The organism is Sphingobacterium sp. BN32, assembly GCF_030503615.1.
GTDB lineage: Bacteria > Bacteroidota > Bacteroidia > Sphingobacteriales > Sphingobacteriaceae > Sphingobacterium.
In genome coordinates this window covers 3,855,316-3,878,070 of record NZ_CP129963.1, presented here as the reverse complement: position 1 = coordinate 3,878,070, position 22,755 = coordinate 3,855,316, and the positions used below count along the sequence as shown (strand labels likewise).

At 41.3% G+C, this 22,755-nt stretch carries 16 protein-coding genes; 6 read left to right on the top strand and 10 right to left on the bottom strand.

Features of this window, described 5'->3' with window-relative positions; genetic code table 11:
* The first annotated feature begins 259 nt into the window (after positions 1–259).
* Positions 260–1,243, top strand: a complete 984-nt coding sequence (locus QYC40_RS16430) for an aldo/keto reductase (protein WP_301991271.1) — start codon at positions 260–262, stop codon at positions 1,241–1,243.
* A 38-nt stretch (positions 1,244–1,281) separates the two neighbouring features.
* Here the strand turns inward: QYC40_RS16430 and QYC40_RS16425 are convergent, their stop codons facing one another.
* Entirely contained in the window at positions 1,282–1,662 is a 381-nt protein-coding gene (locus QYC40_RS16425) for a nuclear transport factor 2 family protein (protein WP_301991270.1), read from the bottom strand.
* A 249-nt stretch (positions 1,663–1,911) separates the two neighbouring features.
* Between QYC40_RS16425 and QYC40_RS16420 the strand changes: the two genes are divergently transcribed.
* A complete protein-coding gene (locus QYC40_RS16420) occupies positions 1,912–4,224 on the top strand; it encodes a hypothetical protein (protein WP_301991269.1) in 2,313 nt (770 codons plus the stop codon).
* A 246-nt stretch (positions 4,225–4,470) separates the two neighbouring features.
* Here QYC40_RS16420 and QYC40_RS16415 read toward each other — a convergent pair whose 3' ends face one another.
* The 8 genes from QYC40_RS16415 to QYC40_RS16380 all read right to left on the bottom strand — a co-directional run bounded on the left by QYC40_RS16415 (position 4,471) and on the right by QYC40_RS16380 (position 16,546).
* Complete coding sequence (locus QYC40_RS16415) at positions 4,471–5,814, bottom strand: TlpA disulfide reductase family protein (protein ID WP_301991268.1); 1,344 nt, start codon at positions 5,812–5,814, stop codon at positions 4,471–4,473.
* A gap of 27 nt (positions 5,815–5,841) precedes the next feature.
* Positions 5,842–7,263 carry a retropepsin-like aspartic protease gene (locus QYC40_RS16410; RefSeq protein ID WP_301991267.1) on the bottom strand — a complete coding sequence of 474 codons (1,422 nt, stop codon included), beginning with the start codon at positions 7,261–7,263 and terminating at the stop codon, positions 5,842–5,844.
* Positions 7,264–7,328: 65 nt separating this feature from the next.
* Entirely contained in the window at positions 7,329–8,906 is a 1,578-nt protein-coding gene (locus QYC40_RS16405) for a PKD-like family lipoprotein (protein ID WP_301991266.1), read from the bottom strand.
* 5 nt (positions 8,907–8,911) lie between these two features.
* A complete protein-coding gene (locus QYC40_RS16400; RefSeq protein WP_301991265.1) occupies positions 8,912–9,694 on the bottom strand; it encodes a DUF4843 domain-containing protein in 783 nt (260 codons plus the stop codon).
* A 10-nt stretch (positions 9,695–9,704) separates the two neighbouring features.
* Positions 9,705–11,129: a RagB/SusD family nutrient uptake outer membrane protein gene (locus QYC40_RS16395; RefSeq protein WP_301991263.1), complete on the bottom strand. Its 1,425-nt coding sequence runs from the start codon at positions 11,127–11,129 to the stop codon at positions 9,705–9,707.
* A gap of 1 nt (position 11,130) precedes the next feature.
* A complete protein-coding gene (locus tag QYC40_RS16390) occupies positions 11,131–14,472 on the bottom strand; it encodes a SusC/RagA family TonB-linked outer membrane protein (RefSeq protein ID WP_301991262.1) in 3,342 nt (1,113 codons plus the stop codon).
* A gap of 294 nt (positions 14,473–14,766) precedes the next feature.
* Complete coding sequence (locus QYC40_RS16385; protein ID WP_301991260.1) at positions 14,767–15,903, bottom strand: FecR family protein; 1,137 nt, start codon at positions 15,901–15,903, stop codon at positions 14,767–14,769.
* Between the two features lie 76 nt (positions 15,904–15,979).
* On the bottom strand, positions 15,980–16,546 hold the full coding sequence (locus QYC40_RS16380) for an RNA polymerase sigma factor (RefSeq protein ID WP_301991259.1): 567 nt from the start codon (positions 16,544–16,546) through the stop codon (positions 15,980–15,982).
* A 396-nt stretch (positions 16,547–16,942) separates the two neighbouring features.
* Between QYC40_RS16380 and QYC40_RS16375 the strand changes: the two genes are divergently transcribed.
* The gene (locus QYC40_RS16375; protein ID WP_301991258.1) at positions 16,943–17,455 is read left to right on the top strand and encodes a hypothetical protein; all 513 of its coding nucleotides are present in this window, start codon (positions 16,943–16,945) and stop codon (positions 17,453–17,455) included.
* A 397-nt stretch (positions 17,456–17,852) separates the two neighbouring features.
* Positions 17,853–18,878 (top strand): LacI family DNA-binding transcriptional regulator, encoded by a 1,026-nt coding sequence (locus QYC40_RS16370; protein WP_301991257.1) that lies wholly within the window; start codon positions 17,853–17,855, stop codon positions 18,876–18,878.
* Here QYC40_RS16370 and QYC40_RS16365 read toward each other — a convergent pair.
* Positions 18,868–20,436, bottom strand: coding sequence for an MFS transporter (locus QYC40_RS16365; RefSeq protein ID WP_301991256.1), 1,569 nt, complete (start codon positions 20,434–20,436; stop codon positions 18,868–18,870). The genes QYC40_RS16370 and QYC40_RS16365 overlap by 11 nt on opposite strands.
* 348 nt (positions 20,437–20,784) lie before the next feature.
* Here QYC40_RS16365 and kduI point away from each other — a divergent pair, with 348 nt between their 5' ends.
* Positions 20,785–21,630 (top strand): 5-dehydro-4-deoxy-D-glucuronate isomerase, encoded by an 846-nt coding sequence (kduI, locus tag QYC40_RS16360; protein ID WP_301991255.1) that lies wholly within the window; start codon positions 20,785–20,787, stop codon positions 21,628–21,630.
* Position 21,631: 1 nt separating this feature from the next.
* Complete coding sequence (locus QYC40_RS16355; RefSeq protein ID WP_301991254.1) at positions 21,632–22,750, top strand: DUF4861 family protein; 1,119 nt, start codon at positions 21,632–21,634, stop codon at positions 22,748–22,750.
* The last annotated feature ends 5 nt before the right edge of the window (positions 22,751–22,755 follow it).

Here is a 22,755-nt window from a genome sequence, read left to right as displayed (position 1 = left end):
TCTATGTAAATATAAGATTTCCATCTCAATTCGCTTTCCTGAGGGAGGTCTGGCAATGCGAAACAGAATTTTGTTTTCCTATTTATTATTGAATAAATTTGTTAAGCAACACGATGGGTAATCAGCTTGTTTTGATCGAGTTAGGTGAAACAAAAACAGTCTAATTCAGGTTCTAACAATGGGCGATACTCATCTTTATACTCGACTTGCATAAGACAAAACATCAATCAACGTTAAATAATATAAAAGCGACGAACTTATGGAATACAGAAAATTAGGCAATAGCGAATTAAGCGTGTCTGCGATTACCTTTGGTGCGTGGGCTGCGGGCGGCTGGATGTGGGGTTCAACCGACAGAAATGATGCAATCGAAGCCATTCGAGCATCCTATGACTTAGGCGTAACTTCCATCGATACTGCACCAATCTATGGACAGGGGACCTCCGAAGAGATTGTTGGCGAAGCCATCAAAGGTCTGCCGCGCGATCAGGTTCAACTATTGACGAAATTTGGAATGCGCTGGGATTCAGATCAGGGTGATTTTGCATTTCACAGTAAAAACAACGATGGTGAACCAATCGAAATTTATAAATATGCCGGCAAAGACTCGGTAATCTACGAATGCGAACAAAGTTTGAAACGATTAGGCACAGACTATATCGATCTGTATCAGATCCACTGGCCCGACGTAACGACGCCGATTGATGAAACATTCGAGGCGGTATCGCGATTGGTGGAGCAGGGTAAGGTTCGCTATGTAGGCGTATGCAACTACAATGCTGCGCAGATGGCAGAAGCAGAACGCACGATACCCCTTGTGTCCAACCAAATCCCATTTAGCATGGTAAACCGAGCTGTGGAGGATGAGACAGTTCCTTATTGTATTCAACACGGTAAATCGGTATTGGCATATAGTCCTTTGGAGCGTGGTTTATTGACCGGCAAGATCCATGCGGGCTATACCTTCCAAGAAGGCGACCATCGGGCTAGTCTTCCACATTTCCAACCCGACTTTATTGAAAAAGCAAACATACTTTTAGAGCGTATAAAGCCACTAGCTGATGATAAAAAGGTTAGCCTTAGCCAACTTGTATTGCGCTGGACTATCGAACGTGCTGGGATTACGGTAGCTTTGGCAGGAGCGAGAAACGCGGAGCAAGCGGTACAAAATGCGAAGGCTATCGACCTGAATTTATCGGCCGATGAACTGGAGTTTGTGAGTGCCGTTGTTGATGCTTTTTAAAGCGAATAAGGATAAAGCAGAAGCAATAAGGGTGGACATTAACTGATATCCAGTAGTTTTTGTATCTTATTGTCTTCGGTGAAGGTAAAGATTGACTTGCCTTTCAATTTAATCTTATCACCCTTTTTTACGCTGCCCGGGAAGTCCACCGCCAGGGTAGCCTCATAGTCAATTTCAATTTCGGAGTAATCGCTGAAATGTTGAATCGAAGTAATGGTCTGCTTGCGATCTGAAAAATATTCCATTGCCATTTCCGCCTGTTCGCGGAACGCATCCTTTCCTTCCAACGTATCTGTGGTTACATTATTCTGTATATTCTCGAATTGAATATCATCAGCAAAGTCTGCCAACATCCGAGGGATGTCAAAATTGTTGTAACCGCTAATGTAATTACGAATGATCTCTTCTCTTTTGTTCATCTCAGTTTCCTGCTCTTTAAATTTTTGAAATTGAACCTTTCCATAAAGATAGGATTAGTAAGTGAACATCTACCATAGCTGCGTTGATTTTAACCTTAGATGAGATTTTTCTCCCTGATTCCTAAATATCCCTGAAATAGGCCATGTACTGTTGAGTTTAGATTGTGTAATTTGCTACACAAAAAGTAGCGGCCGACATTTTTTTTAATCGCTCCGTATACGAATTTTATAGATATAGCGTACTCTTTTATGAATATGAACTACGAAGAATTAGAACAATTATTTTATGCCAACGAATTAGAAACCTGTATCGCTGAGGGGGAGAAGTCGCTTGCTTCCTCTCCGGACGATTTGGATGTGTTATTTTTGATGGCTGTTGCACACCATGATCTTGCCTATAGGGAAGGACACGAAGAGGCCTACGTGGCTATACAACAGCAGGTTATACCTTATCTACGAAGAATTTTAACGATAGACCCTTCCAACAATAAAGCGCTATATAATATATTGAATTATCCTTTGGACAATCAATATGTGCTTTGGCAGATTGCACGTCCGCAGAAGCACATAACCGAAGAGAATAAGGATGAGTTTATTGCCTATGCACAAAAACTGTTGGCAGATAATGATTCGGCACCTTATGGCTTTGATTTTTTAATCAAGATATACGAATCGCTAGCCGAGACGGAGCATCTTTTAGCTACGATTGACCGCGGAATAGCCTTTTTTAAGGAAAGATTTGCTGATAACCGGGATGTACTGGATAAGAATATTTCTTACTTCTGGTTGAAGAAAATATATGTGCTTGATTATTCCAAACTTGCGACGGTTGCTGAAATTATCAAGATGATAGCCGATCAAATCGACCGTTATGTGAGCCACAATAACCAAAGCTATTTGGATCTGGCAGAGATTGCTTATGAAAACCAGGCGGTGGACCTATCGCTAAAAATCATGATGAAGCTCATTGAGGGCGACAATTCCGATACGCCGACACAAGAAGGGCTGGTTAAATGGTATCACCGATTTGAAGGTTTGATCAACCAATCCTATAGCAATCCTGATGTTTTTTATTATCAGATGATTATTGAGCGTAATTATGCAGATATGATCGGCAAGGAGGAGGATTTTTATTTTCGCCATGCCGGCGCTCTAATGCAGAGCAACCCCAAGGAATATGGGAGCTTTCATTTTGCAGGCACCTACTTATACGAGCATGGGGACTATATCGAAGCAATTAAATTATTAGACCAAGCCTGCACGTTAAATCTAAATGTTTATAGTTGGCGTCGTATGGTAGAGTCTAAGTTTTTGGCACATCAGCTTATCACTTCTTCGGTGCCCACTTTTACAGATAAACCACGAGACCTTTACAATGCTGGGGTCGATATGGCGAATTTCATTGTGGGACTTAACGTGGACGAGGAGACGAAGATGGAATTTCGAAAGATCGAACTAGCGATCTATAAACAGGCTTATGAGGCATTCCATCGCTATTTTGATGATGGCGAATTTGATAGCGATACGCTAGGCGACCGCCACAATATGGCGATGAACTGCAATAACTATGCGATTGTTCTGGCGGCATTTCAACGTTATGAAGATGCGGCGGAGATTGCGCAGGAAGGCCTGCAGTATTCGGAATTCCCCGAATTGCACAACACCCTGGTCGATTCTTTGATAAAAGGGGAGGACTATGAGGGGGCAAACGTCGCGATTCATAACTTCTTCAGTGTTTATAACGAGGATATGGTGTATTATTACAACTACATACAGCATCGCGCCTCGCAAATCGTCGTGCATGAAAAGCTAGGTCTTTCAGAGGATATCAAAACAGAAGCTGAGGAGCTGCTGTTCGAAATCTATGGGCACTACAACGAGAACCCTGATATCTCAGACTATGATTTTCGGGACTTTGAATACGCCAAAAATCTAGTCGAAGGCGTTTTATATAATCATTTCGCGGATGAACCTACGGAGGTTCGACGTCGCTATTATGCGGAACTAGGAAGCCGTTTCCCAGACGAGGCAAATCCGCAATATCAATTGATGCAGATCAATAACGAGGCGGAGAATTATGCTGAAGTCAATAAAGCAGCGCGATTGTACATGGAGAACAAGCGTTCGTTTTTGTTGAATGACTTTGATAAGGCGAAGACAATTTATATGATCGTTAAGAGCCACTATCTACTGGCTCAATATCGCGAAGGTGCAGCTATGTTCGAAGAGTATAATCAGTTCGTAGGACAGACACTGGAAGCCTCGGAATATACGCTATGGTTGAGCTATGGTATTCAGTTGCAGGATAAGCTGAGCAATAGGGAACTTGTGGAGCAGTACAGCGATCAGTTTCAGGCAATCTACGATCAGGAAGGATGGGGATACGATGAACTGTCGGAGAATGTATACCTGGCAAAAGCGCATGCGCAATACCAATCCGGTAATCTGAAAGAAGCGCATAGAACATTGAACTATGTGCTTTCATTCGATAACCCGGCCGCATTGGCAAAGGAATATAAAAACAGTTGGAAGAAGCCCAACCTGTTTTCTAAGTTTTTTTAAGAACGTATTGTTAAGAATGAGGAAGCTGCCCGAAAGGCAGCTTTTTTTGTGAGGGTTTCTTCCTATCAACAAGCAGCATCCTTTGAGACTTGGTTTACTCATAACCCTTTTAAAACCCTTTCAAACCCAATACAAACCCCTATCAAAAGCCTTTCGAATAGGGAATGATTGGGGTTAATAGTGGTTATGAAAGGGGCTTCCTATATCTTAGGTATCATCCTTTCCCTAGTAAAACAGGGCGATGGTTTAATTCGCTAATGCTTTACTGATCATTTCTTTCAGTTTCGGGTCAGAAGGACGCGGACTATCCGCTGCAATAAGATTTCCTTTCTTGTCGACTAAAATGTATCTAGGGATACCATCTACTTTGTAGGATTGAGATAGAATATTGCCTGGTCCGGCATGCAGTTGTATACCCTTCAGCTTTTTCTCTTTCACGTAAGTTTCCCATTTGTCTTTTTCCTTATCAACCGATACGCCTACGAAAGCAACGTCTTTTCCTGCAAATTCTTCATTCAATTTTTCCCAATGTGGTTCTTCGGCACGGCATGGACCACACCAGGTTGCCCACATGTCGATCAACACGACTTTTCCGCGCAGATCTTTCAAGGCCGTCTGTTTGCCCGTTACGTCAGGATAGCTGAAGCTAACGGCCGTTGCTCCCGTTTTGGATTCTGCCAATTTTGACTCTACGGCTGCGACACGAGCAATTTGCTCTGGCAATGTGATGTATTGTTTATAGGCTTCTTTCGAGATTAGGAACTCTTCCATCGAACGGGCTCTTTCCATTTTGCTCACGATGAATTGTCCTTTTAAGACGTCAGAAGGTATACTGGCGATCAATAAGGATTCGTCAGCAAGGTTTTTCCCTTTGTTCTTCTGCAGAATGAGGTTGCTAAAGAAGCGGTCGCCATAGGGCAATTGCAGCAAGAAATCATTGAGGTAGTTATCGACATTGAAGTTTTGGTAATATGGCGTAAACTCGTCTTGATCCGGATGCGCTGAACGCGGGAGATAGTTATAGCTGATAGCATAATAAGCAAAGTCGTAATCTACATAGCTAGGGAAGAGCTTATCAAAGTTTTTATTGCCAGTTTTTGGGTCTTTTTTGTATTGCGCCAATTTAGCGGACATTTCTTCTACCTGAGGGAAGAAATCGACGTAGGTGCTCTGTCCACCCAACCTGTTGGCTTTTGCCTGGATTTCTGCCACGGCTACATCCCACTGATTTAGTGCTTTTATTTCTTTACTATTTGTGCTTATCAATTCGTAATCATCGCGCTGTAGCTTAATGACAAGGTCTTCATTGCCTCGGAAATAGAATTTAAAATTTCCTTGAGGTCTTGTGCTAGTTCCGCTTCCGATTACATAGAAACCTTCATATTCTGGTGTAAATCGGAAACCAAAGCGACCTTCGGAATCAGGGATACTCAAAGCCACTTCTACGAGGCGGCCGTTGAGCACTTTAAATAAAGATACGCGGACGATGTCGTTTTTATCGACGGTTCCGGTGATATTGGCAGGTTTTGTTTGAGCAAATACAAAGATGCTGATCAGCAAACTTGCTATTAAAGAGATTGTTTTTTTCATTATATGCGTTGTTTTTTTGGGGAATATCTATTCTATTGTGATTTTTGTTTCATCGTCGAACGAAACGGTTATTTTTTTATCCTTAGGGATCCCTCTTAATTTCTCGATGGATTTACTGTTTTTAGCCAGTTTACTATCGGCTGTTCCATCTATCACGGCTACTCTTTTTCCTTTTTCGGGGCTATTTGCGGTTCCTATTTTTTCAAGCAATATCAGTTTTCCTTGGTTGTTCCATCCGAAAAGGTAGTCGCGTATAAGGAAATCCGCAGGATAACTATGAAGCTTGTTTTTGCTCAGGAATATTTCGCCATCCAGCAGGTTGATGGTATGGTTGTATCGACTAATTGCACGTACGCCCAAGGATCCATCCGCTCCGGGGTTCCAATCCTTATTGCCTGAACTGCCACCCATTAGGGTAACAGGGAAGTTGACCATCGGTTCCACGTTTTCTAAGGCCAAAGATTTGGCTAGTCCGGTGAAGGTTGGGGTTACTGTTCCCAAGCTGCTGGTCGTTGAGGAGACCTCGGATTTGAATCCTGAGACTAGCAATTTATGCGCTTTCACGAACGGTCGGAAGGCTATTAGGTTATAGCCGGCACCTGTGTCGAAAACGAAATCTCCACGGATAGGAGCTTCGCCCGTTATCGAAAGGTCCGCATGGAGATGAATAACGCCCTGTGGAAAAGTGATCGGAATGAGCTTTCCTTCGCCTTGGTATTTGAAATCGCCAAATTCGTAAAGGGATAGCTCGTTATTATCGTAATCGATATGGGTAATATAGCGTCTCAGAATGCTGTTGCCAATAATTCCGTCCGAGTGATCGTCGGGTCTATTTGGAAAGATAGCGATAGACATGTTTTCCATTTTGAGCGTGCCGATCTCGATGTAGTTGCCTTCAGACACCTTGATTTGCTGCGTCCCGCCAACTACGGAAGCATTGTTTTCCCTCGTTACATTTAATCCTATTTCATTGGCTTTTTTTTCACTAAGTGCCATGCCGTCGGCTCCGGTATCAAAGAGCATATTGAGCGGTTTGCTGCTACCGTTGATGCTAAGCTTGAGCAGTATGGACCCGTTCTTGTTTTCGAAAGGAATCTTGGCAATCAACTTTGGATTGGAAGCTCTTTTAATGCCGTATAAGCTGTCGAAAAGGTCGATCTGCTTAATCTTGCCTTGCGAGTCTAGTCTTGCGATAGAAGTGTCTAATCTGCCTTTATTGTCTTTGAGGATAATGCTGGCTTTTTGAGCAGGTAGCTTGTTCAATTCAACGAAGGTATAGCCACGTTGATCCTGAATTTTGCCAAGGCAATAATCTGCGCCCTGATGAGTAAAGCCGGCAATGGAGAATCGTTCGCCCAGCAGATCGCCAAGCTGTTTATCTTGTGCTTTTGTTGAAAGAAAAGCGAAAAGGAGTGTAGAAAGTGTTAAAAAATTAATAGTTGATTTCATAGTGATTTTGGGGGTGATGATTATTAATATTTGCGGTCAATTTACTTGACCGCAAATATCATAAATTACATGATGTCTGTATAAACAACATCAACAACTTTTCCCATACCCTCAAAAGGTTTAATAGACTCGGTTAGAGCGCCCATTAAGCCGTTTACTCGAAGGAAATCTACGCGTCCTGAATCGTTTGGCTTGTTCTCCTGATAGGAGCCCACAATCAAGCTGTATGCCACAGGTTCCAACCGTTCCAATTGTCGGTTAAAGCCAACTCCACCTACTTTCAAATTTGAAGAGAAAGTTGTGAACTTGATAAGGCTGATCTTTCTTCCTGAGAATTCTTTCGCTAGTTTAAATACTTTGGAGTCCATATCATATTGATAGATTTTGTTGTCCGTTGCATAGAAAATATAACCATAAAGGTTGTCTACAGCAAAATGCTTCGCCTGCGCAATATCTGTAAATGTATCCGTGATATCTGTCATGGAGTTTACTACAAAACCTCCAGACTCTGTAAAAGTCATGCGAAGCAAATGATACTTGGACTCATCTTTCAAGATTGCGATTGCCTGTCCGCCAAACGCGGAGGTTTGTCCTAACCAAACCAAATCCATCTGCAAATTGGATACATCCACTCCAGAACCTTCCGATGTTAAAGGAATTGCATTTGCCGCAAGGAGGTTAAGTTTCATCAGGCTTTTTTTATCCATATTGAATACCATCATGTTGCCTCCTGAATTGCCCATCGGCATCGCCAGCATCTCTGACATCTTAAAAGTGCCACCGCTTGGATAGCTATTTATCGGAACATTATAGAATTTCTGCATGACATTGTACAAGGAGTAAATGTTGTTATCCTTGATTGCGAAACTTTGACCAGAACTGACGCCGATAACCTTATCCGCAGAGGAAGGTAGCCCTGCTGCCGTTTCATTGATGAAGTTGTAGAGTATGGTATTGTATAGCATACCGTCGGAGACATTGATCTTGTATGTATGTTGTTCTGTATTTACATATAGATAGTTTTTACCTAGCCGAACTACCTGATCCAGGTTGGAGGCACTTGTTAGCGATTTTGGTTTTCCCACTAATTCTAGCGTCTTTCCATCAATCTCATTTGGTAATAATCGATTAAAATCTCGGTAAGCAATTGGAAAGCTGTTCCATTTCTCAGGGTTATCCTGAAAGTAATCCAAATGAGCATTCCCATCCTGATCACTCAAAACAAAGAATCCATATTTACCAAATGCTCCCGTAATACTCAATTTAAAGCGATAAGTCCAAATGTTTTGAGTTACCTCATTACGAATGGTAAAATAACCCGGATAGTCGCCAACTGCCAATTTAGGCACAACGTTCAAATCTCGTTCTCTACTGATAATCTTTCGACGCTGTTTGGCATCGGGATTCGAACGATCAAATACCGACCACTCGAAAGTAAGCTGACTTTCATCTAGAGTACGGACAGTAGATTTAAGTTCTGGACTGAACTTTAGGATATCACCGATTTTTATTGTCATTGATTCCTCTAAATTCGTTACAAGGAGCGAGTCTGCATCCACATAATCGTAGTGCCCTAGATCTTTATTACAGCTTGAAAAAAGCGTAATAATTAAAAATATGCTTGTATAAAATATGTGTTTCATTGTGTTTATCTTGCGTTAGGGCCCATTTCAATTTCCTTGTTGTTCTCGTCATACTGCGTGTTTCCATTGGCCTTTTGATTGTTTAACCAATATTTCATGTAGCTTGACCAATTAATCAGTTGTGCCACTGCCGGTGGAGTCAAAGGATTATACAACAGCTCCGGATCGAGTTGTAAGACTTCCAAAATCAATTCAACTTTCCTTTTAGAATAAGGTCCGAAATAACCTATAAAAGCCGTTTTGTTGGGAAACGTTGTCCATAAGTGAGGAACAGGGAACATATCATCATACGATAACGAATAGCTCGTTATATCTTGTTTTATATTGCTGTTTATTTTAATCGGGATTTGTGGATTAAAATGCTCATTTGCTTTAAGATCCAACTTAAGATATACGCGCTCCTGTTTTAAATCTGGCGTACGATGTAATACAAGGGTGATCAGGTCTGTAACACGATCAGCTCTTATCATCGGAGGGGTCACATAATCAAAATGTACACCCAATTTCATGCTTGCTGTATCAGGGATCTCGATGTTGATAGGACGATCAAAGCTCATTGCCGGTCCTGAAATACTGACAGGAATGGTAATAACGCTGTCCTTCAATTCGTCGGCCGTTCTGCCGAGAGAAATAACCTTCATTAAGGTGTCTTTCGACTTTCTATCAATTTTTTCAGTGAAATATAGGCTGCTGCCACTCTCCTTTACATCATAGGTCATCAAGCCCTCTTCTTTACACGAAGAAAGAAAGACGATAGCGAGTAATATATAGATAGGTATAAATTTCATAATTGTTTTTTTATCGGCCATTTAATTCAACTTGTGGAATAGGGAATTGATAATCGACCAATGGAATAGTCGTATTGCTACCATTAGAGTTCATGCTCATAACGCTAGTAATTTTACTACGTTTGTAGTAGAACCAAAGCTGCCCTTCTCCGTAAAATTCTTTACGATATTCTTTCGTAATCTCATTTTTCAGATTTGCAGGATTCGAAATGTCCGTAATAATGTTTCGATGCTGCCTTACAGTATTCAGATAGCCCAAACCTTCGGTGGGGTCAGCTGCAGATTCTGCAGCAATGTAGTACATCTCAGACATGCGAATCAGCGGAACCATGAAGCGGCTTTTGTTATCTTTATTTACTAAGTCCACATATTTCACAAAAGTTCGGTAACCAATACCTGATGTCGCATATGGCCATAGGTAAGTGTAACGATAGTCTCCTTCGTAGTTCTCAAAGACTTTGCTCACTGAGTTGTCTGAACCAGTTGCTAAGAGTTCCCCTTCTAAAAGATTTCCGTCAAAATGATTTTGATAGATGGTATACAAGTTGGGGTTAAAAACTGAGAAGATGATTTCCGAGAAGAATTTACGATCGGTGTCTTTGCCAGCAATAGTAATTGCAGCGTGATTGACCCAAGGGAAAACATCCTGCGCGTCGATTACTTCTTTCGCTGCCGCAAATGCTTTTTCCTTATCGCCAGCCCATTGGTATACCCTTGCTTTCAAAGCTTTCGCCGCATAGAAATTGAAGCGATTGTTATTATAGTTGACTAAACTACTTCCTCCGATAATCGGATCTTTTGATAATAACTGCTCTGCTTGTGCGATATCTTCCAAAATATAAGCAATTACCTCCTCTGAGGTAGAAAACGGCTCAATAGTAGTAGAGAGGTTGCGATAATATGGGATCGCTTGGTCTAATTTCGTAGTCTCGTCATAGTAGTTGCCGAACATTCGCAACACATCGAAATGTAGGAAGGCACGAAGACCAATTGCTTCACCCAAATATTGATCCTTCTGTTGCGGCGTCAACCCGTTGTCAACAGTGGGGAGGATTCGGATAAAGTCATTGATGTTACCAATCGTAACATACATTTGTGTCCAAATATCTGCTAATCCGTCCCTTACTTTTTTCTCATTATAGCTGCGGCTATTGTAGTAGTAAAAAGGGTTAGTGTCTGAGTTTACTCGATATCGCTGTGCTAATACTTCCATCATGGTCATCGTGAGGTAGGATCCATAACTTTTCTCTTCACCCAAACGCAAGTAAATACCGTTCATTACCTCAGCAACGCCCTCAGGAGTTTTATAAATTTGTTCTTCCGTAAACTTATCTTCCGGCTTAACATCTAACCATTTCTGGCATGATGCCATAAGCGCTATAGCAAATATTGCTAGGAGAATAGTAAGTGATTTGTTTTTTCTGCTTGTTTTCATCTTAGAATCTTGCATTAATAGTTAAAGAATAAGATTTGGCATAAGGATAGTCGATACCACGTTCGCGACGTACAGTAGACCATCGGAACACCTCATTGGTTATTCCCGATATGCGCAAGCCTGATAAACCAAGTTTATTGATCCATGCGTAGTCTCTAAAATCATACGCTAAGGATAGCGATTCAAGCGACAAGGAATTCTCTTGTTGTATAAATCTTGAAGATATTGGGGTAACATCGGTGAAACTAATTGCTCGGAATTGGGCAATATCTCCCGGTTGTTTCCAACGATCATACAAGGCACGCTTGTCTTGATTGAATTGCGTAATGTCTGTACGACTGATATTCTCGACTTTGTTAAACAAAGCGGTGTTCATGATGTCCTGATCCCAAATGTAGCGCAGGTATGCCGATAGCGTAAAACCTTTATAGTTCAGATTGGTACTTAATACCCCTTGCAGCCTCGGGTTTCCATTTCCCATAGCCTTAATATCCTTTGCATCATAATCGAATGTTTGAGAACCATCTTTTTTCATAAAGATTTCTCGGCCTGTCGCTGGATCTATGCCTAAGGAACGAACAGCCCAAAGGTCATTTGGCGAATAGCCATCGCGATAGCGTTCCAAAGATTTTGAATTTTGTAGGGAGGCATTTAGTCCTTCTAGTATGGTGTTGAAGTTATTGTAGGTTTGTTTACTTTTAGCGCCGGTAATTCCGATGTTCCAAACGAAACGGTCTTGTGGGCGATGTATTACGTTGTATTTCGCAGTCAACTCAAAACCTTCCACCGTTAGGTCACCAGCATTGAATGGATAGGATAACAATCCTGTCGATGCTGGAAGATCCGCAGGTACAGCCAAGTCATTGGTTTTTTTTCGATAAGCATTAATTGTTAGATTGAAGCGGTTTTCGAAAAGGGTGGCATCGATCCCTGCGCTCAACTGATTTGTTTTCTGCCATTTCAGATTTTCATTACCGAAAGTCGCTAGTGCAACTCCCTGTCCGAAATAACTATACGCTGACATATAATTGTAAGTAGAAATCGATGTTGTCGAGTTAAAGTTTTGATTACCGGTGACACCGTAGTTTGCACGAAGACGCAACAAGTTTACATGTGGATTGTCTTTTAAGAACGACTCTCTATGCATATTCCAGCTTCCACCGAGTGAAAAGAATGGAGAATATGAATTCGCACGTCCGAAAGAGGTAGACCCATCATAGTTAAACGAGGCATCCACATTATAACGATTGTCGTAACTATAATTGAACGCCGAAATTATCGAATTTCTACGACTCACAGATTTTGAGGATTTTGGCGATTTATTTGGCTCATAAGCATAAGCAAATGCTGGGTTACCATCGCTAGAAAGTGGGAATCCCACTGCTGTAAATCCTAATAAAGTATTGTTATTTTCTGCGACTTCCAAACGCAGGTTCCCGGTGAAGGTTTGCTTATTGAAAGTCTTCGAATAGGTCGCCATAGCATTTGCCGTGTAAGAGAATTGATCTCTTTTCTTTGAATCATATCGCCCTTTTATTAAGGAACTGACCTTATCAAATTGGCTATCTAATGGAGAGACAAAGGCAGCGAAGTCGGTTGCCTCTTTATTGACTTGCATGGAGGCCTGAAAGCGCCATGACTGATCTAATTCGTAAATTAACTGTAAGTTGTTGGTGATACCCCAATTTTTCTGTCCGTCAAAACTATTGAGACCTGCATTATATAAAGGGTTCGGGATAATTGTTTCAATCGATGTCAGTCCATCTCCTTTAATATATTCTAAATATTTTTCTGACGAGTCATACTTTTCAAAATATGGTTTAGTATTGACCCAAGTTGAAAAACTTCCATAGTTAGATTCGTCAGCCTTATATCCTTGAATACTCAAGTTGTTGTTCACACTCAGTTTATCTTTTCTGTAAGTCAGATTTAAACGACCGCCCCATTCTTCACGACCGGAGTTTTTCATTACAGCATTATTTTTCTTGTAATTTCCACCGATATTGAATACTAGGTTCTCTGATCCCCCTTCTGCATAAAGAGAGTGACGGTGTGCAAAACCAGTACGGATAGGGTCTTTTAACCAATATGAATCGATTCCTGATTGCACTTGCTGTAGCCTTTTATTATACAATGGATCCCAATGCGTATATTGAAATTCCGGTTGTGCGATGTCGGATTGGTATGCGCCGGATAATTTTTCAAATTCCAAAATCTCGGAAGAATTCATCATATTATAGCTGCTTAAATCAGCTATATCCATGTTCATATCCGTTGTATAACTTAAACGAACCTCTCCAGGTAAAGGCTTTACAGTCTCTACTACAACAACTCCATTGGAGGCTCTAGAACCGTAAATTGCAGTAGAACTTGCATCTTTCAATATGGTAATTGAAGCAATTCTATTCATGTCAAGATCAAGGATGTTGCGGAGCTTAGTCTGAAAACCGTCTAGGATAAATAAGGGTTGGTTAGGATCATCGGTGAACTCATCGCGAAGATTGTCGCTAGAGATACTGGTTGTACCACGTAACTCGATATTCGGAAGGATATTGGGATTGGCACCCGATAAATTGTTCTCCATCACTAAGAATGAAGGATCCAGAGATTTTATCGCTTGGACAACGTTGGTATTTGCTACCTGTTTCAATTCCTCTTGTTTATAAACAGAAGAAGCACCAGAGAAGGATTCCTTTTTAAAGGTCATCATCCCCGTAACTACCACTTCGTCTACTGTATTTTCACGTTTGCTAAGCACAATGTTCATCTTTGATCGATCTAGGCTAGCTTTCACCTCGCGAGTTTCATACCCTAGAAAACTAATCACTAGTATTTCATTCAGCGAGGTTATTGGCAGGACGAACTCTCCCTTTTCACCACTTGATGAAGCTTTTCTTGCGTCTGATTTTAAACGAATAGATGCTCCGACAATTCCGTTCCCCTCCTCATCCACAATAGTACCTCTAACCATCAGCTGAACCTGCGTAGCAGGTTTGATTTCCTGAATACTGCCGTGGGGCTTCATGCTTCCACTCGCCACACTTGGATTCTTTTTGATTACAATCGTCTTATCAAAAAAATCATAAGTAAGGTTTTCTTGCTTTAGGATGTCTTCCAATACAGTTCTTAGCGGCATTTTATGCACAGCTAAGTTGATTCGTTTATTGGCATTGATGTCGTTCTTGTTATAGAAAAATGTGTATCCCGATTGTTTTTCGATGTCTTTTAAGACCGCAGACAAAGCCGTATTCTTCCTGCTAAGGGTAATTTCCTGAGCGAGAGAACGTGCATTTGCTTGGGATAATAAAATTCCTAACAATAGTAAGACTATATTCAACCTCATTAGTACGTTGGATAAATGTCTTGAGTAATGCTGGGGTCTGTGTTGTGTAGTATCTTTAGATTGTTTTAAAGAAAAGGTGGATTTCCCCCAGATACCCAAGAATGGATATAAATAAAAATTCATTAAATTAGTAGTTGGTTGTAAATGATTAAGAACTCGTATTTTTTTAACCTCATTATTCAGCCATAGAATTTTACGAATCCTGCGCCAACAGGGTTCGTTTTTTTATGGACTAGATGAGCGATTAGCTGCTGTTTTGTTTTTCTATCATAATGGTCATTTTTGGTTTTGTTATTAGTTTATCAATAATTTAATTCGATTATTCTTATCGATTCTTGCTTGAATGTCTATTTCCGCATAGTTCATTAAACTGATTAATTTGTCTAATGTGAGGTGACGTGGAATCTTACCGATATACTCGTTATTTCTGCTGTTTGCTTGATGCTGAATATCCACATCATACCAACGAGCGATTTCATCGAAAGTTTCCTTGTTGTTCGTGCCGTCAAAAATGAATTGACCATTCGTCCAGCCAAGTACCTTTTCTAAGTCAACAGCTTGAATAGCGAGGCTTCCATTCCGTGCGGAATACGCCTGTTGTCCAGGTTTTATTACTTGATGTTCAGGTTTTGATCGGCTATTGACCTTGACGGATCCCGAGGCAAGTGTAGTAAAAGTTGTGTTCTCTCTGTCGAAGGCTTTGATATTGAATTTTGTCCCCAAAACTTCCACTTCTTGCTGTTCAGTTTGTACGATGAATCGATCTTTGTTCGGCGTATGTTCGATCTCAAAATATCCTTCGCCCTCTAGTACCACTGTTCTATCACCATTCTTAAATACGCTGGGGTAAGTAAGTTTAGATTCCGAGTTCAAAGTCACTTTACTTCCATCGCTTAACGTGACGGTATATATGGATGCTTTCGGAATACGAATCGAATTCATCTGCGGTTCCCCAGTTTTACTGTTGATATAGGATACTTGTCCCTGACTATTTTTAACAACGGTGATATCACCAATTTGTATCGATTCGTTAATCTTTAAATTATCTAAATTAATTTCTTCGCCTGTCTCTAGGGTTATGATTGCACGTTCTCTGGCAGGCTTGATCATGGCGAGTTGGGACTCCGTTGCATCCTGAGATAGGTTATTGGATCGAGAAATAGTCTTCCACGCAAAAAATCCAACAATTAGCAATACAGCTGCAGCTACCAGTCGCGACCAAGAATAAATAGAAGCCCGATTTTTCTCTTTTCCGATCTTCTGAAATATCTTTTCTTTTGATCTAGAGCTAATTTGATTGACCAATTCATCGGTATTTTGCTGCGTAAAATCCAATTGATCGTACCAAGCAATAACTCGAGCATCCTCTTCTTTGCTCGAGGTGCCTTTTAAGAAATCTAAAGTCTCTTTTGGTAGTTGGTTTTTCTGCATGACGATTTAATATCGGTATCCTGTATATACCAAGTGATAGAAAAGGTGGGTAGCTTCTATTCTTTTTTTAAAAAAATTATAAAAAAAGTAAATAAGGTCTTGAAAATTTACGTAATCGGCTGATAGCCTTATTGATGTGTTTTTCCACAGTCGATTCAGCTATGGACAGTTTTTCTGCTATATCCTTATTACTAAGATGTTCTATTCGACTCATTTTGAAAATTTGCCTGCATTTCGTCGGTAAATTTTCGATCTCACTCTCAATAATATCCAGTGTATAGCGATAATAAAGACGGTCTTCAATTGGAATATCATCATCTAAAACATCAATAGAAGTAAGGTCCAACTGCATCGTATTTGTTCGATCTCGCTTTCTGTAAAAGGCCAATATGAGGTATCGACAGGAAGAATATAGATATGCAGGCACCGACTTAATTTCCGTCAATCGACTTCTGTTTTTCCAAAGTGAGAGAAAAAGATCATGCAGGATATCTTCCGCAACTTCATGGTCGTTGACCTTTGAAAGGATATGCCTGGATAGTTCGGTAGCGAATAAATCATAAAACAACGAAAAGGCACGCTCATTACCATCACTGATAGCTTCCAACAATTGGTTATAGGAATGAGATTCTTCGTTTGACATTATTGCTAAAATCGTAAAGTTAGGAGATAAAAAGTCTTAAATAGCTTTGATAAATTTGTTAACATCAACAATATTTCTTTTAAAGAGGTTAATATGGTGAAATTTTCGTAAAAAACAATTGCTAGATGCGTTTCGTTATATCAGAAAGAATATCAAATTAATTAATTGTCTAAATTAACGAAAAGCTAGGATAAGAACAAAATTCACGAGAGTCCCTGAGGCATGTTGGAATTGTGGAATTCAATTGTTTACTAAACAACTAAAAAAATGTTTCTTCCGATTTTTAATGGGAAAAATCCTAAAACCCTATCTTTTGGCTAGAAAATTGCAGCCTCAAAAAACAACACCAATCATACTCTTTTAAAAGCGCATCACCAACCGAAAACAAACAACAGCATGAAACATCTCCTGAAATTATTGCCACTCCTTTTACTACCCGTCTTATTCTTCGCCTGTTCATCGCCAACGAAAGAACAGATTTTTCAACGGACAGCATTGAATGCCAACCTAGTTTCGTCGGCCTATCGGCCCATATATTTTAGTGAAATCCTGGAACAGAAAGCAAAAAACAACCTGCCAACGAGCGCTAAGGAATACGTCAGCTCTAGAACAATTGCTCCGCTGAATGAGGCCATCGAGAAAGTTAAGGACCTTAAACAAGCGAAAGATTCTCAAGAATTGATTAGCACCTCATTGGATTACATGGAGACTGGTAAACACCTTTTTGAGAAAGAATATCTACGTATTGCAGAAATGATCGACGCCGGAAAATCTCCGGAGGAGGTAAAAATCGCAATCGATCAAATGTTTACTGCAACGGAAACTGAAATGCTATCGAAGCAAAATAATATGGTCGCAGTAGCTAGTGTTTTTGCTAAAGAAAATAATATAGACTATATTGTCAGATAAAGCCTAAGCAAATATTTCACTCGTCCGAACATTTTAAATAACTTGAATTCAGTCCCTTCTAAAATGATGGGATTCTTCTTAACAACACGTTCTACTCACTTACTAATCAAGTCCTTTTCAAACCCAATGCATACCCGTTCTATAACGGGTCTGAAAGGGTTCTGCATTGGGTTTGAAAGGGGAGAGTAACGGGTTTAAGCTGTCGCATTCTCCTCGAAGGGTTGAAGAAGAGCGTAAGCGAATAGACGCCTATTGCGGTCCACATTTCATCCATTGCCTTTATAGAAATATATTTCCTATTTTAGTCGGAGGAGATTCGCTGTAAAAACCAGAAGACTTGTTCATAGTCCTTGTTCGATCAGCGCACTAGAAACGATATAACAGGAAGAAAGCGACGATGAGTAATATTACCCTAAAGGAGTTGGCTAAAAAGTTGGGGATTTCGGTATCTACAGTATCGAAAGCCTTGAACGACAGTTTTGAAATTAGTGATGAAACGAAACAACGCGTTCGTGACATGGCTGATGAATATGACTATAGACCAAACATCCTGGCGAAAAGCCTCAAAACAGGGCGTAGCAATACCATCGCGGTCATTATTCCCTATCTGGCAAATCCTTTTCAGTCGCAGATTTTGGAGGGCGCCCAACAGGCGGCCTATGAGCGTAACTATAAGCTGGTTTTCATGCAAAGCAGGGAGAATGCCGATTTGGAGCGAGACTCTTTACGCACATTACATCAACAAAATATTGACGGCGTCATCATCACGCCATCCGCAAACAGCGACCTGAAATATCTCAAGCAGTTTCATCAGAACTGTCCTCTTGTTTTGGTGGATCGTATCGACTTTGAGCTGGATACCTTCAAAATTGGTGTCAATAATGAAAAGGGTGCTTTCGACGCTACACAGCATCTTATCGATATGGGCAGAAAGGATATTGTCGTGCTCTGTGGGATGAATATTGGTGTCAGCCAGAAGCGAATTGCAGGTTACAGAAAGGCGTTATTGGCTAATTACTTACCGGATAAGGTAGAAAATATTATCCAAGTCGACTACGGACAATCTCGCGAAGATCTGATAAAAAATCTGACCAATATACTAGCAAAGAAATTGCAAGAGCACAAAGATCCAATCGGATTATTGGGTACGACAGATACGCTAACCGTTAGCGCCTTGGGTATTCTTTCCAAATTGGGTGTTTCCGTTCCGGAGCAGGTTGCGGTTATTGGATTTGCAAATACGGAGGTCGCCGAGTCGCTCAATCCGTCTTTATCGACGATTATTCAGCCTGCATTCGATATTGGCTATAAGGGGGTGGAGAAATTAATAGAATTGGTCGAGTCGAAAAACCGCTCTCAAGTTGATTTCGACACGACCATACTGGATACCACGATTATCCCGCGCCGCTCTTCTAAAGCTTAACAGGTTTCATTCTCGGTACTAATATTTTCATAATACACCAGGCAATCAGGTATGCAACAGCGCAAAAGGTAAATATAATCATATACCCTTTGTCAATCCCATTTACTACCGTCTGGCCCTGCGCAGCTAGCTGTTTTAAGAATTCTTCAATATTGGCTACACCGTTCTGCTCAAAGAAAGCCTTCTTCGTCTCTACATTAGCCAGCTCCGGAAATCGAGTAACCAGGTTTTCGCCATTGACTTGGCTCCAGTTGGTTTCGGCATGGTCAAACAGCTTTCCTGAATAGATATTAATAAAAAACGAGCCCAATCCACCCGCTAGTCCGCCAATTCCCGTAACCGTTGCAATCGCTTTTTTAGGGAACATATCGCCCACAGTCGAGAAGATATTTGCCGACCATGACTGGTGAGCTGCTGCGCCAACACCAATTAATAGAACAGGTACCCAGAACGACACGTGTCCGTATGGCTGTGCAAGCAATACCAATAAAGGGAAGAAAGCAAAGATCAACATGGCGCGCATACGTCCGGCATAGGCATCCATCCCTTTATTGATGAAATAAGAAGGGAGCCAGCCACCAATAATGGACAGCATCGTGATGCTATAGAGAACGAAAAGTGCTAACTGACCGTTCAAATCAGACGATTTGATGCCATATACCGAACTTAAGTAAGCCGGCATCCAGAACAGGTAGAACCACCATACGCCATCTGTCATAAACTTACCAATAGCGAATGCCCAGGTTTGCTTATGTTTCAAACAGTTCATGATTGTTACTTTACCGGTCGGAACCACATCCGCATTCGTTGCTTGCTGCGCTTCCAAAATATCATCCTGCTGTATATATTCTAATTCTGCTTCGTTTACCTTAGGGTGTACCTCGGGCTTATCATACATGTATATCCAGAAGCCCATCCATACAAATCCGAGCGCACCGATAATAATAAAAGACATTTCCCAGCCATACCATTTTGCGATAACGGGGATAGAAAGAGGGGCTGCAAGTGCTCCGATGGTCGAACCTGCATTGAAAATACTAGTTGCTAACGCTCTATCTTTTTTCGGGAAATATTCTGCTGTCGTTTTAATCGCGGCAGGGAAGTTTCCGGCTTCACCGATTGCTAACACGAATCGGGCGAAGATGAAGAGTACCACAGACACATTGACTACACGCGCAACATCATGCACATTGGCAATAGCCTCTTTCGCACCTTCAAAACCAACGAACCATTCGCCGGCGAGGATGCCCGAAGTCGCAATACCACAGTAAGCATGAAGAATTGCACCGACCGACCATACGCCTATAGCCCATAGAAAACCTTTCTTGGTGTCCATCCAATCGACAAAGCGACCAGCAAAGAGCATCCCTACGGCGTAGAATATGGAGAATAGGGCGGTTATAAGTCCGTAATCATTATTTGTCCAATGAAATTCTGGCGAGATAAAGTCTTTCCAGGTAAGCGATAACACTTGCCTGTCCAAGTAATTGATCGTTGTGGCGAAAAATAGCAACGCACAAATGGTCCACCTATATTTTCCTGCTTTCTGTTCGTTCATTAGTTTATGATCTTGGTTAAGTGCTTTAGGCAAAACTGAGCAGGAACCGTTTGATTGTTAGGTTTTGGGTTGTGCTGTCAGACCGACCTACTGGTATAGCGTTTATAATATTCCCAATTTTATTAAATATCTCTCGTATTTGAAAACTTTAGTTACGCTATCGTTTTCGAAGATTTATCGGAGCTAACAATACAGGCAATACGTAGCGCCAAGTGTACCTGAGGGCTGCGGGGAGGAAAGGAGATGCTATCTGATAAAATTACGGACTTAGTCGAAATCGATTTCGCAGATAAAAGGGCTTATCGCTAATTGTTAGTCCTATATTAATCAAATTAAACAAACTATGTTATGGAAACTACCTTTGAAAGCCGGTATGCTATTGGACCAAATGAAACCAAAACTTTAGACACAAAAGGACTGCGTGAGAACTTTTTGATCGACAGGTTATTTTGGAATGATCGCATTCACTTTGTTTACACACATTTTGACCGTTACATGGCGGGGGGTGCTATGCCGGTCGACCAGAAGTTAAAGCTTGAAACGATTGAACCTCTTTTAAAAGAGGAGTTCTTCTTAAGCCGTCGCGAATTAGGAATCATCAATGTAGGTGGGGCAGGCACAGTAGAAGTGGACGGCGAACAAATTGACTTAGGAACCAAGGAGGCCTTATATATAGGCAAAGGTGTGAAGGAGGTTTATTTCAGCAGTAAGAATGCGGCAGAGCCTGCAAAATTTTATCTGAACTCTACACCAGCCCACCATAGCTATCCGACGAAGAAAGTAACAAAAGAACAGGCGAATAAAATTGAATTGGGTGCATTGGAGACTTCCAATCACCGCGTAATCAATCAAATGTTGCTGCATACAGTTATCGAAACTTGCCAACTGCAAATGGGGATGACTGAATTGAAGCCAGGTTCCGTGTGGAACACCATGCCAGCGCATACCCACGACAGAAGAATGGAAGTGTATTTCTATTTTGATCTTCCGGAAGGTCAGTCTGTATCTCATTTTATGGGGCCAGTTGACGAAACACGTCATATTTGGATGCAGAACGAACAGGCGGTTATCTCTCCACCCTGGTCTATCCACTCGGGTGCAGGTACCAGCAATTATACGTTTATTTGGGGTATGGCAGGCGAGAATATGGATTATGACGATATGGACAAGAGTCCAATTACAGAACTGAGATAATATGAAAAAATTACTTTTCCTATGCTTAATGAGTGCTGGGGCTGTTTACAACAGCTATGCCCAGCAGCATATCCTGCTGTCGAACCCTAGTAACCTGAGCCGGCAGGAATTGATTTCTATTCCTTATGCGAGCTTTCAGGAGCACTTTAAATTGGATACTCTTTTTACGGTGAAGGATGCCAATGGAAATACCTTGCCTCACCAAATCGAGCGATTAGGTGGCCAAACGCCAGTGAACGTATTGGTACAGGTTGCTTTAGCGCCGAAGGAACGCGTTACATTGACGGTTGCTGAGGGTAAGCCGACTGCTGTTGCGTCGAAAACCTATGCACGCTATGTTCCTGAACGGTTTGACGATTTTGCATGGGAAAATGATGTAGTAGCATTCCGAATGTATGGTAAGGCGCTCGAGGGCCGCAAAGATGATGCGCAGGGAATGGATTACTGGGCGAAACGCACCGATCAGCTTGTCATCAATAAATGGTATAAAACCGATGACTATCATAAGGACCACGGGGAAGGAATGGACTACTATTCAGTAGGACAAACGCTAGGAGCGGGAGATGTTGCTTTGTACTTTAACGATGCGTTGAAATACACGAAACATTACCGTCGGTATCAAGTATTGGACAATGGGCCGCTGCGCACAACCTTCCGTTTAGAATTTGATCCTGAGGAGGTCGACGGACAACAGATTACACTAAGCAAAACTATTAGTTTGGATGCGGGAAGTCATTTCAACAAGATTGCCTTGCATGTAAATAATTCGACTAATAAAGCGACGCCTATTGCTATCGGTGTAGTGAAAAGAAAGGAAGAGAATCCTTTATTAACATTAGGGAAAGGGAATAATTCCTTAGTCTACTGGGAGCCGGAGATCAATGCTAGTGGTCGTACGGGTGTGGCGGTCATCGTGCCTAATCAGAAGGTTAAGTACGATAATAACCTACCGGAGCAAGCTCTGCTGATCAGCTCGGCAAAGAGCGGCGATGACTTCGTTTACTACAATGGAGCGGCATGGGATCGTGCTGGGAAAATAACCAATGGAGCGGCTTGGAATAAAGCGGTTGAGGAGTATAAGAATAAATTAAAGAAACCTTTGAAGGTAGTTTTAAAATAAGAAAT